At 39.2% G+C, this 17,435-nt stretch carries 15 protein-coding genes; 9 read left to right on the top strand and 6 right to left on the bottom strand.

What is annotated here, in order from left to right; all coding sequences use genetic code 11:
• Positions 1 to 6: 6 nt before the first annotated feature.
• Together FR932_RS04645 and FR932_RS04640 are read right to left on the bottom strand one after the other, a co-directional pair.
• Entirely contained in the window at positions 7 to 1,545 is a 1,539-nt protein-coding gene (locus FR932_RS04645; RefSeq protein ID WP_019442866.1) for a Re/Si-specific NAD(P)(+) transhydrogenase subunit alpha, read from the bottom strand.
• Between the two features lie 642 nt (positions 1,546 to 2,187).
• Positions 2,188 to 2,643: a hypothetical protein gene (locus FR932_RS04640; RefSeq protein WP_019442867.1), complete on the bottom strand. Its 456-nt coding sequence runs from the start codon at positions 2,641 to 2,643 to the stop codon at positions 2,188 to 2,190.
• Between the two features lie 222 nt (positions 2,644 to 2,865).
• Here FR932_RS04640 and FR932_RS04635 point away from each other — a divergent pair, with 222 nt between their 5' ends.
• The 4 genes from FR932_RS04635 (at position 2,866) to FR932_RS04620 (ending at position 7,609) form a co-directional block, all read left to right on the top strand.
• Positions 2,866 to 3,570, top strand: a complete 705-nt coding sequence (locus FR932_RS04635; RefSeq protein WP_019442868.1) for a response regulator transcription factor — start codon at positions 2,866 to 2,868, stop codon at positions 3,568 to 3,570.
• Positions 3,560 to 5,029 carry a sensor histidine kinase gene (locus FR932_RS04630; protein ID WP_026032245.1) on the top strand — a complete coding sequence of 490 codons (1,470 nt, stop codon included), beginning with the start codon at positions 3,560 to 3,562 and terminating at the stop codon, positions 5,027 to 5,029. Before FR932_RS04635 ends, FR932_RS04630 begins: the two co-directional genes overlap by 11 nt.
• Before the next feature lie 213 nt (positions 5,030 to 5,242).
• A complete protein-coding gene (locus FR932_RS04625) occupies positions 5,243 to 6,502 on the top strand; it encodes a hypothetical protein (RefSeq protein ID WP_019442870.1) in 1,260 nt (419 codons plus the stop codon).
• A gap of 309 nt (positions 6,503 to 6,811) precedes the next feature.
• Complete coding sequence (locus FR932_RS04620; protein WP_019442871.1) at positions 6,812 to 7,609, top strand: response regulator; 798 nt, start codon at positions 6,812 to 6,814, stop codon at positions 7,607 to 7,609.
• A 134-nt stretch (positions 7,610 to 7,743) separates the two neighbouring features.
• Here FR932_RS04620 and FR932_RS04615 read toward each other — a convergent pair whose 3' ends face one another.
• Positions 7,744 to 8,661 carry a LysR family transcriptional regulator gene (locus FR932_RS04615; RefSeq protein ID WP_019442872.1) on the bottom strand — a complete coding sequence of 306 codons (918 nt, stop codon included), beginning with the start codon at positions 8,659 to 8,661 and terminating at the stop codon, positions 7,744 to 7,746.
• Between the two features lie 182 nt (positions 8,662 to 8,843).
• Here FR932_RS04615 and metE point away from each other — a divergent pair, with 182 nt between their 5' ends.
• The gene (metE, locus tag FR932_RS04610; protein WP_019442873.1) at positions 8,844 to 11,132 is read left to right on the top strand and encodes a 5-methyltetrahydropteroyltriglutamate--homocysteine S-methyltransferase; all 2,289 of its coding nucleotides are present in this window, start codon (positions 8,844 to 8,846) and stop codon (positions 11,130 to 11,132) included.
• An 83-nt stretch (positions 11,133 to 11,215) separates the two neighbouring features.
• Here the strand turns inward: metE and FR932_RS04605 are convergent, their stop codons facing one another.
• The gene (locus FR932_RS04605; RefSeq protein WP_019442874.1) at positions 11,216 to 11,515 is read right to left on the bottom strand and encodes a Dabb family protein; all 300 of its coding nucleotides are present in this window, start codon (positions 11,513 to 11,515) and stop codon (positions 11,216 to 11,218) included.
• Between the two features lie 497 nt (positions 11,516 to 12,012).
• Here FR932_RS04605 and FR932_RS04600 point away from each other — a divergent pair, with 497 nt between their 5' ends.
• Entirely contained in the window at positions 12,013 to 12,426 is a 414-nt protein-coding gene (locus FR932_RS04600; protein WP_019442876.1) for a hypothetical protein, read from the top strand.
• Between the two features lie 252 nt (positions 12,427 to 12,678).
• Positions 12,679 to 13,173, top strand: a complete 495-nt coding sequence (locus FR932_RS04595; RefSeq protein WP_019442877.1) for a hypothetical protein — start codon at positions 12,679 to 12,681, stop codon at positions 13,171 to 13,173.
• Positions 13,174 to 13,283: 110 nt separating this feature from the next.
• Here FR932_RS04595 and yejK read toward each other — a convergent pair whose 3' ends face one another.
• Positions 13,284 to 14,318 carry a nucleoid-associated protein YejK gene (yejK, locus tag FR932_RS04590; RefSeq protein ID WP_019442878.1) on the bottom strand — a complete coding sequence of 345 codons (1,035 nt, stop codon included), beginning with the start codon at positions 14,316 to 14,318 and terminating at the stop codon, positions 13,284 to 13,286.
• Positions 14,319 to 14,398: 80 nt separating this feature from the next.
• Here yejK and FR932_RS04585 point away from each other — a divergent pair, with 80 nt between their 5' ends.
• Positions 14,399 to 14,629: a YejL family protein gene (locus FR932_RS04585; RefSeq protein ID WP_019442879.1), complete on the top strand. Its 231-nt coding sequence runs from the start codon at positions 14,399 to 14,401 to the stop codon at positions 14,627 to 14,629.
• Between the two features lie 84 nt (positions 14,630 to 14,713).
• Positions 14,714 to 16,600 carry a DUF3413 domain-containing protein gene (locus tag FR932_RS04580; protein ID WP_026032246.1) on the top strand — a complete coding sequence of 629 codons (1,887 nt, stop codon included), beginning with the start codon at positions 14,714 to 14,716 and terminating at the stop codon, positions 16,598 to 16,600.
• Positions 16,601 to 16,635: 35 nt separating this feature from the next.
• Here the strand turns inward: FR932_RS04580 and FR932_RS04575 are convergent, their stop codons facing one another.
• Complete coding sequence (locus FR932_RS04575) at positions 16,636 to 17,313, bottom strand: metallophosphoesterase (RefSeq protein WP_019442881.1); 678 nt, start codon at positions 17,311 to 17,313, stop codon at positions 16,636 to 16,638.
• Positions 17,314 to 17,435: the final 122 nt, after the last annotated feature.

Genomic DNA, 17,435 nt, shown 5'->3' with positions numbered 1-17,435 from the left:
AAATCCTTATTTACGGAACATTTTCAGCATACGCTCAGTAACGGCAAAACCACCGGCGATGTTGATAGTGGCAATAAATGTGCCTAGGAATGCGAGGAAGGTTACAAGACCACTCTCTGCGCCCATTTGGAAGAAAGCACCAAGGATAACAATACCTGAAATAGCATTAGTCACACTCATAAGCGGCGTATGCAGTGATGAAGCAACATCCCAGATCAAGTAATAACCAATCACACAAGCCAGTGCAAATACCATTAAGTGATTTAAGAATTCAGCAGGTACATAGCTTGCTAACGCTGAGTATGCCCAGATACCGCCACCAGCAAGTAATGCTTTGTAGATACCTGTTTTTTTCTTTTCTGGCTTAGCTGGTGCTGCTGTCACTTCTTCTTTTTTAGCTGCGGGAGCGGCTGAAACTTGAATTGGTGGCGCAGGCCAAGTAATTTCACCGTCTTTGATAACCGTCACACCACGTTGAACAACATCATCAAAATTGATGCTCATTTCACCGTCTTTTTCTGGTGTTAATAACTTAAGCAGGTTAACTAAGTTGGTACCATAAAGCTGAGATGCTTGTGCAGGTAAACGACGAGCCATTTCGTTGTAACCGATAATTTTAACGCCACCGTCAGTGGTAATCACTTTATCTACAACACTTGGTTCAACGTTACCGCCATTCACAGCCGCTAAATCGACAATCACACTACCCGCTTTCATCGCATCAACCATTTCTTGGCTAATTAGACGTGGCGCAGGGCGACCCGGAATAAGTGCAGTGGTGATCACGATATCAGCATCAGCAACTTGGTCAGCAAGCATTTTCTGCTCGTGAACCTTATAGTCGTCACTCATTACTTTCGCGTAACCGTCACCAGAGCCAGCTGATTCTTCAAAATCAACTTCTAAGAACTCAGCACCCATACTGGTGATTTGTTCTTTAACTTCTGGACGCGTATCGTAAGCACGTACAATCGCACCTAAGCTACCAGCAGCACCGACAGCGGCAAGACCAGCAACACCAGCACCAATGATCAACACTTTAGCAGGTGGTACTTTACCAGCAGCAGTAATTTGACCGGTAAAGAAACGACCAAATTCATTTGCAGATTCAATTACTGCACGGTAACCCGCGATATTAGCCATTGAGCTTAATGCATCAAGTGACTGTGAACGTGAAATACGCGGCACAGAGTCCATTGCTAAAACGTTGATTTCACGTTTTGCAAGTTTCTCTAGCAGTTCTTCATTTTGGGCAGGCCAAATGAAACTGATTAACGAAGTGCCTTTTTGCAATAACTTAATTTCTTTGTCATTTGCTGGCGCATTAACTTTAAGTACAATATCTGAAGCCCAAACTTGTTTGGTATCTGTAGATATTGTCGCACCTGCCGCTTCAAAAGTAGCGTCACTGAAACTAGCTAGTTGTCCAGCATTGCTTTCAACCAATACTGTGAAGCCAAGTTTCTGTAACTGCTCAACCGTTGCTGGCGTTGCAGCAGCGCGAGTTTCACCTTTGAGGCTCTCTCTTGGTATACCTATTTGCATCATCTGTTCCTGTCTGTTTCAACATCAAAGATAAAATACTACGTTCCATGTGTATCTCATAAAACATGAGGTACGGAGAAGCATCAGTACAAAATATCGAATTTAACCCACTCATAATAAAAATGAAATGAGCAATTTGTCACTAACGATTGTTCACAAAAATGTGACTTAACGCAACAACAATTTATTCTAACTTACCGCATTTTAAATGGAATTTGGAATCTAAAATGTGGATTAAAAGAAAAATAAATAATTATCTAACTCGAATTAAAACATCTTTGAAGTCACAATTACAAGAATAAATTGGTTTATTCTTCAAGGATTTACGTGACCAAGTCAATTGGGTTTCGTTTGAAATAAATGAGGATGTCAAAAGGTGATAAAATGTAAAAATAGCACCATGAAATAAAAAGACATAACTTGTTACTTTTTATTATAAAGTGTCATTTTTTTACATTTTAGCCATTTCAGCCATGATTGATGACTAATTTTACAGCAATAGAGGTTAAAAATTATTACTCTGGAAATAATGATTCGATAATTTACAGGGTACTTTAGTGAGGATTGATTAGATTTAACTATGGTATTGAATGGTTTTGTTTATCAAACAGGTGTTTAATTGGAGGTATACTCATCCGATGTCTAAACCATTAACGTTATATTTGCAGCGCCTTTTAGTTGTTTATCTTTAAATAATAACAATGAATGAATATTACAGTCATCATTGGCAACTGAAAATAACTCCATTTGATGATGAGATGATTCTATGTTCATTCGCAAAAATCCATTGTGAATATGCCATTCACCACGAAATTGGTTACTCATAAATAACGGGCATAAAATCGCATCTCGGGACTGCAGACAATCTAATTTAGCCGCTTGACCTAAATAGGTCGTTTCTAACCAATGTGAATTAGCCACCTCGGGATAATCAAAATCACGTTTACTCGATTCCCAGAGAATATATTCACCCGATGTTCGGATAAATCGCGCTTCTTCATCAGAGATATCAATGATTGACTCAGGTGCTAATTCACCTTGCGTTTCAAATTGGTATAACAAAATTAATTTATCACTTTCAGTTATCTGACCAAGCATGCTGTTACACTCTATTCGTGGGGTATAATTTAACGGTAGCCAAGATAAATAAAAATGCATGAATTAAGTTGCAGATGTATGATATCGATACAAGCAGTTATAAAAAACCCAACGTAGATCGCACTAAATAAGACGAATATGTTTTGTCTTCACAGTTACTATTACTATAAAACACAATAATACGATGGCTAAATATCGAATAGTATAAGAGGTAAGGATACAATGGATACACATGTATTGGTGGTCGAGGACCAGCAGGATATCGCTAATTTAATACGCATCAATCTAGAAATGATTGGTAATAAGGTCATTTGTTGCCATAACGCCAAGGATGCTTTTCAGCAATTAAGCGCACACACCTTCCAACTTATCTTGTTAGATCTCAATCTACCCGATATGGACGGTCTAGACATATGCAAAAAAATACGTTCAACCGACGCTATTGTACCAATCATGATGCTCACAGCACGTACTGAAGAACTAGACCGCGTACAAGGTCTTGAAGCAGGCGCGGATGATTACCTCGCAAAACCTTTCAGTGTTTTAGAATTACAGGCACGTGTTAAGGCGCTACTACGTCGCAGCAATGTACAAGCGGTGAAAAATGAGGAACCTGAGAAAATTAAGATTGCCGATCTGATCATAGATCAAGCGACACACAGTGTACGTAGAAACGACACGTTAATTACTCTCACCAGTACTGAATTTTCACTATTGTTATTTTTAGCTAAATCGCCTGGCCGCGTTTACAGCAGAGAACAGTTGCTCGCTGAAGTATGGGATTACCATAACGATTGTTATGAACATACTGTTAACTCACACATGAATCGATTAAGAAATAAAATAGAACCAAACCCAGCACAGCCGACATACATTAAAACAGTGTGGGGCGTTGGTTATAAACTGGAGGTCAACGATGTCACATAGATCCTTACTAGGACAGATAACATTCCCGTTGATTATATTGTTTGTCATCATGGCAACCGGCTTGTTTGTTATTTATTGCGCGATCACAGATACCAACTCTGCCCGTGTCGAACAAACGCTTCACAAGAACCTCGCTCAACAAATTATCCATTATTCTGATGATTTACAGCAAGGCGATATTAGTCGTTCAGCACTCAAACCGGCCTTTCATAGCTTAATGCTACTTGGCCCAAGGTATGAAATATACATTACAGATAACCGCGGTCAACTTTTAGTATACGCAGCAGAACCCAGTAAGATAAAACGTAATAACATTAACACCGCCCCCCTTGAGCGTTTCATTAAGGGCGCGGATTATCCGATTTATGCAGATAATCCAAGAAGCCCAGATCAACAAAAACTGTTCTCATCTGCACCAATATTTAAAAATAGCCAACAAATTGGTTATGTCTTTGTGATCCTCGGCGGTGATAAATACGACAGTATCGTAAAGAATTTAGCATTCGACAGTGACATGTATAAGATCCTTGCCGCCTTGATTATATTCTTTGCACTGGCTTTTGCATTGTTAGTCTTTATTTTTGCACGGCTTGTTCGCCCTATCAGTCAGTTAGACAAAGATATGGCTAACTTTGTGAATAGTGATTTCAGCACTGTTTCTAATTCAATTCCCGATCAATATGCCGCTAACGAAATTATTAATCTGCATAACAATTTCGGCTCATTAGAAAGTAAAATCAATAAACAACTGACACAGATAAAATCAACTGAGCAACTGCGTCGAGAAATGCTTTCACACATATCACATGACTTAAAAACACCACTGGCCTCATTAAAAGGTTATCTGGAAACTTGGCTACTGCAATATCCAGACGCTGCAGGAACTGATTTTATCCAAGTTGCGCAAAAAAATGCCAATCAGTTACAGCGTCTCGTTGAACAAATTATCGAATTAGCACAATTAGATAGCAATACCGTTAGCTTATATCAAGAGCCGGTAGCAGTCGCTGAACTTGCACAAGATGTGTTGAGTAAATTTCAACTTCAGGCACAGCAAAAAAACATCACTTTATCTGTTGAGCCTAAGGATCCTAGCCTACAAGCCATTGCCGACATTGCTAAATTAGAGCGAGTACTAACTAACTTAGTCGATAATGCACTAAGGCATTGCCAGTCTGGCGACAGCATTAAGATCCAGCTTAAACCGAAAGATAACCAACTTATCATTAGTATCGCAGACTCTGGTGTGGGGATCCCCAAAGAAGATGTCGACCATATTTTTGATGCGCATTTTAGAGCTAAAAATACCGTCAATGGTCAGCAAGGAAATTCGGGATTAGGGCTCGCTATCGTAGCAAAACTATTATCTCTGCATCATGCTCATATTTCGGTATCAAGTGTACTATCCCAAGGGACAACATTTAGCTTTAGTTTACCGACAACAAGCGTCAATATATAAATTTATTTCTGTAGTTTAGTCTTCACTACCTAAGCTGCAGAATTCATCTTAAGCAATTAAGATCCCGCACTTTATGTTTGATTCCCCCTCGACTTTCCCTCTTGATTTTTAAACCGCATAACGTCAGCACTTACCATTCTAGCTGCAAATAACCAAAGCATCGCTAGTCTTAAATGAGGCTCTGCAAATTTCCTCTAGTTTAGGACATACAATATGCGAATGTTAAAAATCACTCACACAGCTCTGCTACTCACACTTGTTACAGGTTGCGCTAGTTTCGATAATAAAGTGGCATCGACGGCTGAATTACAAAGAATAGCGGAAATCAATATACAGGCGAATCAAAGAGTAAATGATGCGGTAGCCCTAGTTGAACAAAACTATCTTAAAGCCAGTGATGAGAACTTCACATTTTATGCACCAAAGACTTGGAAATCGATCCAACAAAACATTACTGACATGCATGACATAGTGAACAGATTTGATCCTAGTGACCAAGGATTCTTTGGTGGACCTTCTGAAGAACAAGTATTTACCAGTATTCGTGAAGCCAGTAATGGATTAGATCGAGCAGAACAAACCAAAGCTAAAGTCATTGCTTTTTTATCTAAACCACTCGCTGATATTGAATATCTATCACCTAAAATAACACCGACTTGGCAGCGTGATTTTACCTACATTAATAAATCGATGAGTAAATTAATTCACAATATCGAAACGAATAATGCCTCATCAAGACAAGTCGCAAATCGTGATAAGCTACAGAAGAAACTCAGTGAACTAGAAATCAACATTGTCACTGCCGAGTATTACTCGCCACTAGAAGATAAATTTAAGCAATTAAATCAGCGCTTAATTCCGCAAAGCTACAACCGAGTTCAACAGGAACTACAAAACCTAACAACAGTCATTACCTCAAGTCCACGAGACGTAATAGCTCTAAATGACGCTGCAAACTTAGCTGATAAATATATTAAAAGTGCAGAGCATGTGAGCATTGATGTCAATTGGATTAATAAACTGAATAAAAAGCAACGCGAACAAATTGTGCTAAATTACCGTGCTACAGTTGAAGACTTAGGACATAAATTTTTAGGCCAAGATCTGTCAGATTTATCCTATAAGCAGCAAGTAAGTACCTTTAAACTTGAGCTATCAGCAATGCTAAGCGAATTTGAGGCTGAATCAGTTCAAGTCGCTAGTAATACCATCACACTTGAAAATGCACCTCAAGGTACAAATGTCACCAATACGACACTTGAAGATGTCCCTAAAGATGAGAATGTCACCAGTACAACACTTGAAGATGCCCCTAAAGATGAGAATGTCACCAGTACGACACTTGAAGATACCCCTAAAGATGAAAACACGATCGATGCGAACATTGAAGACGAACCTATTGAAACAACGCAGCTAACGACATTGCCAACAACTTTATCAACAACAAACACAAACACAGTTGAAACCAATTAATTCATACCATTCACTGATAAACACAAACCAAGCAGTCGTAACCGATTGCTTGGCTACCCCTCCCCACCTATGACGAAGAGCAGCTATTTAACCCACGCTGCTTATTGTGATTACGACAATCTAGCCTACGCAAGCAGAGACAGATAAAGAACCTACGGAAACAATAAATATCAACAATCAAAGTCACTTTTCATCACAGTAAAACTAGACTCTTATGCCAAGTCAGGATATTTTATACAGGCTAATTAGCTACATTCATCGGATATTAGTTAATTAGTAGTAATATAAACTTATATAAAAAGGAATAATATGAGTCTTGAAGTTCGTGATCTGTCTATTTTATTAATTGAGCCTTCGACTACACAAAATAAATTCATTAAAACGCAGTTGCAAGACGCCGGTGTTGATAACATCGAATGTGTCGTTTCAATTGCGCAAGCAAAGCAGAGTTTAACGGGATTCATCCCCGATCTAATCATCAGCGCAATGTATTTTGAAGATGGCTCAGGCGCTGAATTAGCCGAATTTGTTAAATCAAATCGACTCACTGAAAACATCGCTTTTATGCTCATTTCCAGCGAGCAACGTTTTTCAGTGCTTGATAAAGTAAAGCAAGCAGGCGCAGTGGCCATTTTACCTAAACCGTTTAAGTTTGTAGATCTGCAACGCGCGCTAAATGCGACACTTAGCTACATTGAGCCAGAAGAAATGGAGCTCGATTTATATGATGTGACAGCATTAAGCATCTTAGTCGTTGATGATAGTTTAACCGCCAGAAAACATATATGCCGAGTCTTAAATAGTATGGGTATTGTCGGCGTTACATCTGCCGAAAATGGCGTTGAAGCACTCGAGTATTTGGCACAAAATACCTTTGACTTGATCGTGACTGATTACAATATGCCAGAAATGGACGGTAAAGAATTAGTTGAAAAAATCAGAATGAATCCAGAGTTGTCTTATCTGCCCATCATGATGGTCACATCTGAAGAAGGTAACGCGCAACTATCAGCAGTCAAGCAAGCTGGTGTTTCCGCGCTATGTGATAAACCATTTGATATTGATACCGTCAGAATGTTGATTAAACAACTATTAGATGAGAAGTAACCCCCTGTTTTATGGTGTTCTCTATCTTTAGAATCAAGAATCTGCCGCGATAAAATGTGATAACAGTGAATAACAAAGGGAAATACACACGTTGTACATATTTCCCTTTTTAATATTTAGTATTTACTCATTAATCAGTTGGCTATTTTTATCCCTTTCAGCTGCTGAAAAGAACTCGCTTTAGCATCTTTCAAAAACTCACTCATGTAGGGCATTTCAAGTTGCTCAACACGGACTGCTGCATACAAGGTTGTCCAGCAACTCTCTTCACCAAGTGGCTTGGCAAGAATATAATCTTTCTCTAAATACTCGGTTAATGCCCAATTAGGTAATGCCGCGACCCCGCGCCCACTCGCCACTAATTGCAACATCATAATGGTTAATTCTGCATGGCGGATTGCATGTGGTGATACTCCTGCTGGGTCTAAAAATAAATTAAATATATCAAGACGTTCCTGCTCAACAGGATAGGTTATCAAAGTTTCAGTCGCCAGATCTTCAGGGTCAATATACGACTTACTCGCCAACATATGATGACGGCTTACCGCGAGCATTGGTTGATAGCTAAATAGCGGCTCGTAATGAATACCGGATAAAACTTGTGGATCGGAGGTCACGACTAAATCGACATCCCCCCGTTTTAGTGCCGGTAAAGGCGCAAAACTAAAACCAGAGGCCAAATCTAATTCCACCTCAGGCCACTGGTCACGAAACACGTCAATCGCAGGCATTAACCATTGAAAACAACTATGGCATTCAATCGCCATGTGTAAACGCCCGGCATTGCCTGATAGTAACCGGCTAATATCACGCTCTGTATTAGTAAACATAGGCATTACTGATTTCGCGAGTTTCAGTACCCGCTCACCAGCAACCGTAAAGCGCAATGGCCTGGTTTTACGGATAAATAACGGCGTATTTAAACGTTCTTCAAGATCTTTAATCTGATGCGACAACGCTGATTGGGTCATGTAAAGACTTTCTGATGCTTCGACTAACGAGCCTGTTTTTTCTAATGCAATAATGGTTTTCAAATGCTTAACTTCGAGCATCGTTAATTTCCTTTTAACCTGATGACTAAATTCAGCATAAAGCCAACTTCAATTAATTTCAACTTAATCAGTAAAAATATGAATTTGATTCACGTTAGATAATGATGAATACTTTAGCCATCTAAACGGCTTTACGTTTAAGAGTGTTTATAACACATCAAATAAATCAAATGGAGTTGCAAATGGCTAAATCACACATATTAGGTTTCCCGCGTATCGGAGCTGACCGCGAATTAAAAAAAGCAATTGAGTCATACTGGAAAGGTGATATTACTAAAGCTGAGCTAGAAACCGTAGGTAAAACCTTGCGTGCAAAACACTGGCAGCAACAAATTGATGCAGGTTTAGATTTCATCACTGTCGGCGACTTTGCTTGGTACGATCAAGTATTAGCATTATCGGCGACATTAGGTGTTATCCCTGCTCGTCATCAAGAAGAGACAATCACGCTTGATACCCTATTTAATATGGCGCGTGGTTCAAGTCCTTGCTGTGGTCAACAAGCTGCAGCGTGCGAAATGACGAAATGGTTTGATACTAACTATCACTACCTCGTACCAGAGCTTAACGAAGATCAGCAGTTCACATTAAGCTACAACCAATTAATTGAAGAGATACAAGAAGCAAAGACACTTGGTTTCCCAATTAAAGCGACGCTACTAGGACCGGTAAGTTACTTATCATTAAGCAAAACCAACAGTGATTTTGATAAATTAGCGCTACTACCTCAACTTGTTACAACTTATAAGCAATTACTCGCTAACATTGCAGCAGAAGGCATTGAATGGCTGCAAATCGAAGAGCCAATTCTAGTACAAGACCTAACCAATGACTGGCAACAAGCCTTTACCACCAGCTATGCAGCATTAGCACAAGGTACTAACAAGCTATTACTCACAAGTTACTTTGGCGCACTTGGTGATAATGCCGAACTTGCATTCTCCTTGCCTGTCGATGGTTTCCATATTGACTTATCTCGCGCGCCTAAGCAACTTGAAACGGCATTAACACTACTGCCAGCTAACGCAATTTTATCGGCAGGTATCGTTAATGGCCGTAATATTTGGCGTAATGATTTAGCCACATCGGTCAGTTCACTACAACAAGCAAAAGCGCAATTAGGTGACCGTTTGTGGGTCGCTTCATCATGCTCACTACAACATAGTCCAGTTGACTTAGATAATGAAACGAAGCTTGATAGCGAACTTAAATCTTGGTTAGCTTATGCAACACAAAAATTAACTGAAATCAGCAGCATCAATGCTGTGTTAAATGGTGTTAACAACGAGACCTTGACGCAACAGCTCAGAGAATCAACAGCAGTCGTATCATCACGTGCAACATCAACACGCATTCATAATACTGCGGTTAAAGCCCGTGTTGCAGCAATCACAGACCAAGATGCACAACGCCACAGCGAATTTACCCAACGTATTGCAAGTCAGCAGCAAGAGTTGAATCTACCACTGTTTCCGACAACAACGATTGGTTCATTCCCACAAACCAGTGATATTCGTCAGACACGTAATCAATTTAAACAAAATGTGATCAGCCAAGACCAATACATCACCAAAATGCAAGCTGAAATCAAAGATGTGGTAACGCGCCAAGAAGCACTGGGCCTTGATGTACTCGTACACGGTGAGCCAGAACGCAATGACATGGTTGAATACTTTGGTGAACTACTTGATGGCTTTGCATTTTCTAAAAACGGTTGGGTACAAAGCTATGGTACCCGTTGCGTTAAACCACCTATCATCTTTGGTGACATTTCTCGCCCTGCACCAATGACTGTTGCTTGGAGTCAATATGCTCAAGCGCAAACCAACAAGCTAATGAAAGGCATGCTTACAGGTCCAGTGACCATCTTATGTTGGTCGTTTACACGTGATGATATTAGCCGTGAAGAACAGACTAACCAAATTGCCTTAGCTATTCGTGATGAAGTCGTTGATTTAGAACAAGCTGGCATTAAAGTCATTCAGATTGATGAACCAGCACTACGCGAAGGCCTACCGCTACGTAGCTGCGAGCAACAAGCTTATCTCGATTGGTCAACAAAAGCGTTCCGCATCAGTGCGTCAGGCGTAAGAGATAATACTCAGATCCATACTCACATGTGTTACTGCGAGTTTAACGAGATTATGCCTTCAATCGCGGCATTAGATGCAGATGTGATCACGATTGAAACGTCTCGATCTAATATGGAATTATTGTCTGCGTTTACTGACTTTAGCTATCCAAATGACATTGGCCCAGGTGTTTATGACATTCACTCACCAAATGTACCGAGTGTTGAATGGATGACGCAGCTAATCACCAATGCCAGTGAATACATTGATGTTGCGCGTTTATGGGTGAACCCCGATTGCGGTCTTAAAACCCGCGGTTGGCCAGAAACAGAAGCGGCATTAAAAAACATGGTCACAGCGGCGCATAACTTACGTGTTACCTTTTCGCACAAGGCTTAGGCCTTAACCCCTAGCGTTATGTTATAAAATGCAAAAAGGAGAGCAAGCGCTCTCCTTTCTTATATTTATCGATTTAAAGCAAATTAATAATCTACGGCGGCGCGCTGACTCGTGATGCTTTTCATCATAGGTAATACTGCTTGATGTGCAGGATGATCTTGATACACATCTAATGTCGCACGAGAGTCCAGATCAGCAATTAATACTAAATCGTAAGAGCCTGCGCCTTGTAGAGAATCAATGCCCACTTCCAAATGTTGTAACCCAGGGATCTGACCATTAAGCGCTTCAAGTGCTTCTTTCGCTAATTTAGCATTTGTGCTTTTATCATTTCCATTAGCAGTGTCTAGCAAAGTCCACATTACAATATGTTTGAACGCCATGATTGTTCTATCCTTATTAACAAACGAATAATTCACCCAAGCAGCAACTCATATAAGCAACTTGGGAATTTGAAGAAGCGAAAGTATAACTTTAAATCCCCCATTTAGCTGGATGAATCTCAACATTTCACAAAATTGTCATCTAAGCATCAAAAATGTGTATTACATATGCCCTATATTTAGGCCCAGAAGGAATGAATCTCATTACTGCCAACAACAACCCAAATAACAAACCACTTTTATTAGTTACCAATGAAATCAGCGGTACAACCGGGGTGTATCAATTAAAAAAATAGCGATTACTCAGTAAATTTAAATGCATTACCTTGGGTAATGCATTTTTATTTTCTACTTCGACAATTACCTTACCCTGTCGTTTTATTTCAACTTCTATACATTTTTATTTGCTCTGGAATGTGATTTCTAAATAAAACTAATATGATTAACTCAACTGAAAAGAAACCTTAATCTACATACTTTCACTAGGAGTGATAACCATGGCTAACTTACTAAACCAAGTAGAAACTATCTACAATGTCGCAAAAGAAACAGCAAAAACATCTGTCACTGCAGGTTTTGGTGTTTATGGCACAATCGTTGATGAAGCATCAAAGTCATCAGATAAAGCAACACAACTTTTTGAATCTTTAGTTGAGCGCGGTACACAAGTTGAACCTCAAGTAAAAGAACAAGTTTCTGCGCTATTAGGTAAAAAAATATCTTTAGAAACAATCGAAACTAAAGCGCAAAGTATCACTAGTCGTTTTACAGGTGTTCAAGGTCAAAAACTAAATGAAGTTGAGAGCAAAATCGACCTGCTTGCACAAATGATCAGCGAATTAAAAACTGAACCAGCAAAAGTACAAAAAGTAGTTAAAGCTGCGACAGCAAAAGTAACTGCTGAAGCATAGTCATATTGTTATAGTCGTTTGACTATAACCTGACGACAAAAGTTACTATAAAGGGGGCTCACAGCCCCCTATTACATGCCTTCCAAGCAGTCCTTTAACCCATACGTAATAGTCAAAATCCCATAGTCCACTTCTATCTAATCTGCATTTTAGTTACTCAAAACTGTTTTTCATTTGTATTTGCACTTTGCAATGTAAAAACTAGTATTAAGTAATATCAATACACCGTATATGAACCTATGAGGACTAAGAATGAGCCAAGTCAGCTTAACTTATAACCCTGTTGAAGACCGCATGCTACTCATCGTTTCTAATAATATAAATCATCCTCAATGGTGGCTCACTCGGCACATGTGCAAAAAATTATTAGAAATGCTGAACGCAGAATTAACCCTGCAATATGAATTAGATAAAATTCAATCTTGCTACAAAGAAAATAAGGCCAATCAAGAAGCATCATTTGCAGATAAGCACCAACAAGCATTACACGATGCAGCAGGCAGAACAGAGATACAGAAAAAATCGACGCCAGCGCAACCAGATGCACTCTTAACGACACGTATATCTTTAGATAAAAAGCCTGATAACCTCGTTGCTTTATATATTTACTCTCGAGAGAATCACGGTATTTGTCTTGATCTAGACAATAACGGCTTACATATTTTCTTAGATATGATGCTAAAAGTAGCAATAAAAGGGGAATGGGGACTAAAGCAAGTTAAGTCTATCGAAAACAAGTTGATCTAATAACGACACACTTAACACACTATTAAGGAAATACTAGAAAGATAATATTGGTGATAGCTATGCATGATTAACTACCACCCTATTTAATTGAAGCAATAACGAATCAATAACTATTCGCTATCGTCTTCCGAGTTACTACGGCGAGTCAACTGTTCACGTAAATTCGGTGGAATACCAACAATTGTAAGAGTATCAGTTTGTGCGTTGTAGCTAATACGTTCGCCCATTAATTTCTGATCAAAGCTAACACTTAAACCACCGCCCTGTCCGACATACTTAGTTAGTTTACGTACCGCACCACGATCAGCAGGGAAGCTATCTTCAAGCTCATAAGCTTCAGATGCGTACTGATAAAAATCACGTGATGAAACATCCGCTAAATGATCTGACAGATCTTTAACTTCAATTTCACTGCCTTCTTTAATTTGCTCGTTGCAATATTGTGCAACTTGTTCACGCGCTTGAATTGCCTCATCAGCGTCTAGTTCGGCAACATGACAGAATTCATCGACAGCGCGCATTAGACCTGCGTTTTGTATTTTAGCATCCATGCCTTCTGTGCAGCCTAGGAAGTCGAGGAAAAAGTCTGACACTTTACGACCAGCACGGCCTTTAATAAAAGATAAGTAACGCTTTGAATCGCTATTTTGTCGCCATTCAGTCAAATCAATTTTAGCGGCCAATTGCACTTTAGACAATTCTAGGTAATGTGAACTGTTCAAATCAAGCTGCTCAGTCACCATCACACTGTCTTTATTTTCTAATAACGCCACGATCAGATAGTCTGAAGCCATCCAGTTATAATGTACAAATGCCAAAATACCTTGGGTCACAAAGTCATATTTTAATAATTCGCCAACCAATAAGCTCGACGCAGCGCTGGAAAAATCAACAAAGTTGCTCTCTTCATCGATAAATTTACGCAATTCGATCTCAAAAGGTAAACGACTATTGTCTTCTTCTGCGCATTTAAAATAACCAAATCCTTTTGCAGGCTTCGCGTTATAAATACGGTGTAATTCGCTCGCAAGCTCTTCAACAGGCTGTGAATTAGCTAGCTCTTCATTACGTGGGTAGCATTTAAGCTCACCTTCGGTGTTAAAGGCTAATGAATGTAGAATAATGTTATTTAATTTTAGCTGCATATATTTAAAGTATTAGAGTTAATGAATTCTGTGAGGTATTATAATCATCTTTGCCCATTCATACATTAAAAGATTAAATTATGCCTATAGTTTCTAAATACAAAAGTGATAAAGTTGAAAAAGTAATTGATGAAGTTATCGATGTACTAGAAAAACACGATGCACCCTTAGACCTTGGCTTAATGGTTCTTGGTAATGCAGCTGCGAACATCATCAACGCATCTTTATCACCAAAGCAGCGCCAAGCGGTTGCTGAAAAATTTGCTAAAGCGCTTGTTGCGTCAGTAAAGTCTAAAGATACATCACATTAATTTAAATGATAGGCAAGGATGCCTTGTCATTTATTTTTACCCATTACATTATTAAAAGCAAAATTAGAGACTGTAGTTCAACTTATGCTAGAAACAGGACATCATTACCGCGATCAAGTCTCCAAGATTATCAGTTGGGGCCACTGGTTTAGCTTAGCCAACATCTTACTGGCGATCTTACTTGCATCACGTTACCTTTTCATCGCCGAATGGCCTGAAACGATGCTCGGTCAAGCCTATTCTCTCATTAGCTTGCTTGGTCACTTCAGTTTTATCATTTTTATCATGTACCTTGTGGTGATCTTCCCGATCAGCTTTGTCATCCCCTTTCCACGAGCATTACGATTCCTCACCGTAATCTTTGCCACCGTAGGGTTGTCGTTATTAATTATCGATACCGAAATTTTTAAGCTTTATAATTTACACATAAATCCCATTATCTTTGAGATATTACTCGGTGAAAGTGAGCAAACACTTAATTCAGACTGGCAGACTCTCTTTGCTTTCGTGCCATTCTTATTCTTACTTGAGTTACTTATTTCCAGCTTACTATGGCACAGGTTAAGACCGTTAAGTCGTTTTAAACTCGGCCCTATTATCGCTATTTTCTTTTTCTGCTGCTTCTTAACTGGCCACCTATTACATATGTGGGCAGATGCAGCCGTTTATCGCCCTATCACAGCGCAGAAAGCAAACTTCCCACTTGCCTACCCGATGACAGCAAGAACCTTCCTAGCTAAATACGGCTGGTTAGATAAAGACGCTTTCAATAAACGTGTTAGTGACACCAAAAAACAATCCGATTCGCGTCTCGACTACCCTAAAAACCCATTAGACGTGAATGATGAAAAACAAGATTTTAACGTATTATTAATAAACATCAGTGCACTTCGAGCTGATATGCTTAATGATAGCGTCATGCCTGAAATGACTAAATTGGCGCTTGAAGGGCAACGATTTAATAATCATTTCAGCATCAGTAACAGTGATCTACTAGGTAATTTCGGCATCATGTATGGCCTAGCGCCACAATATTGGGATGATATAGAAATATCAGCAAAATCCCCTTTCATGCTCGATTATTTTGCTCAGGCTGACTACAACCTAGGTATCTTTAATACCGAAGCGTTATCAAGACACAAACAGAAACAAACGACCTTCATTAACTTGGATAGTCCTCAAACAACTATCGTAGAAGATACTGAAAACGATAAAGAAACAGTAACGAAAACACGTGAATGGATAAGAGATCAAGACGCTACAACGCCTTGGTTTGCCTATGTGAGCTTAGAATCAGTACAAAACATGGATACACCAGCAGGTTTCCCAGCCTTGTTTTATCCTAACATTCAAGACTTAAACAGCCAGGCAAACAATCGCCAAATTGCGTTATTTAATAGTTATCGAAACAGCGTGAGTTATGTTGATAAAGCGATCGCTAAAATTGTTTATCAGTTAAAACAGTCGCAGCAATATGCTAATACCGTGATCATTTTTACAGCAAACCACGGTAATGAATTTAATGAATCAGAGGATCATTCATGGGGTTATGGTAGTAACTATTCAATCTATCAGACTCAAGTCCCTTTATTTATTGTGTGGCCAGGTAAAAAACCAAGTGTCATAACACAAGACACCAACAGTACTGACTTGGTACCAACTATCTTGACTAATCTCAACGCGGTCAACAATCCAATTTCAGATTACAGTAGCGGTATTGATTTATTTGCTGGTGAATTTAAATCATGGCAACTACTCGGTGATAAGAATAACTTTGTGATATTACAACAAGACACGATCACCCAGTTCTCTTATCAAGGGTTATTCACTAACCAAGGTAATCATAACGTGAGAAATCGAGATAATTATAAACCGATGCCGCGTGGAGCAATGCTTGATACCCAATTTAATCAAATTCTGGCCGAATTAAATTATTTTTATAAAGCAACCCCAGCACAAGAACAGAAGTAGCTGTAGCACCAGCACAGAGCGAGATAGCTAAAAGACTAAGCAGTTACCATATATGCTTGCTGTGCGGACAAGACTGTTAATCGTCTTGTCCGCATTAATGTATCGATCCAAAGCTGATTTAAGTTCGTTGTTACCCGCGCGCAATTCACATGCCCATGCACCACAAATTTAACCCCTGAAATATTAAATAACTTCCCTTGCTTCACCTGTTGATATTGTTTTGTCGACCAAGCACAATCTTGTAATAATGCGATATCATCAACGGTTGCATTTTGTAATGCTGACCAATGATGTGGTGCATTTGCATGACAAACACCAATAGAGCCAAATTTAGATTCAATAGTAAACGCAAAAGGACAATACTCTTCGACCAACATTCTCAATCGATGCTGCTCTAATAATGAGCACTGGAAAAACCACTCACCACCAGCACTGCGATGAATACGCGCCAATTCGCTATCCTCATCAGCTAATAGCATTTCTTCATGATTACCACGAACAGCGAAAAACCAGGGTTCATGTAATAATGCCAAGCAAGCAATGGAGTTACTCCCCCTATCAACAAGATCACCAACAGAAAATAAGCGATCACATTCAAAGTTAAACTGACATTGCGTTAAGGTTGTTAATAACAAGTCATATTCACCATGAATATCCCCAACAAAGAAGTCCTGTCCTTTATGATTCATCGGCATATCTTTATGTATCAGCATTTTATACCTCGTTAGATATATTTAACAATGTTTTGCTTTTGTGATCTATTTCACGTGATGATTCTAATAAGTTAACGCTAACACGGTTTAATTGATGAAAGCGTCGCTAAACGTCACAGCCT

It is taken from the genome of Moritella marina ATCC 15381, assembly GCF_008931805.1.
Classification (GTDB): domain Bacteria; phylum Pseudomonadota; class Gammaproteobacteria; order Enterobacterales; family Moritellaceae; genus Moritella; species Moritella marina.
This window is presented reverse-complemented; position numbering and strand designations above follow the sequence as displayed.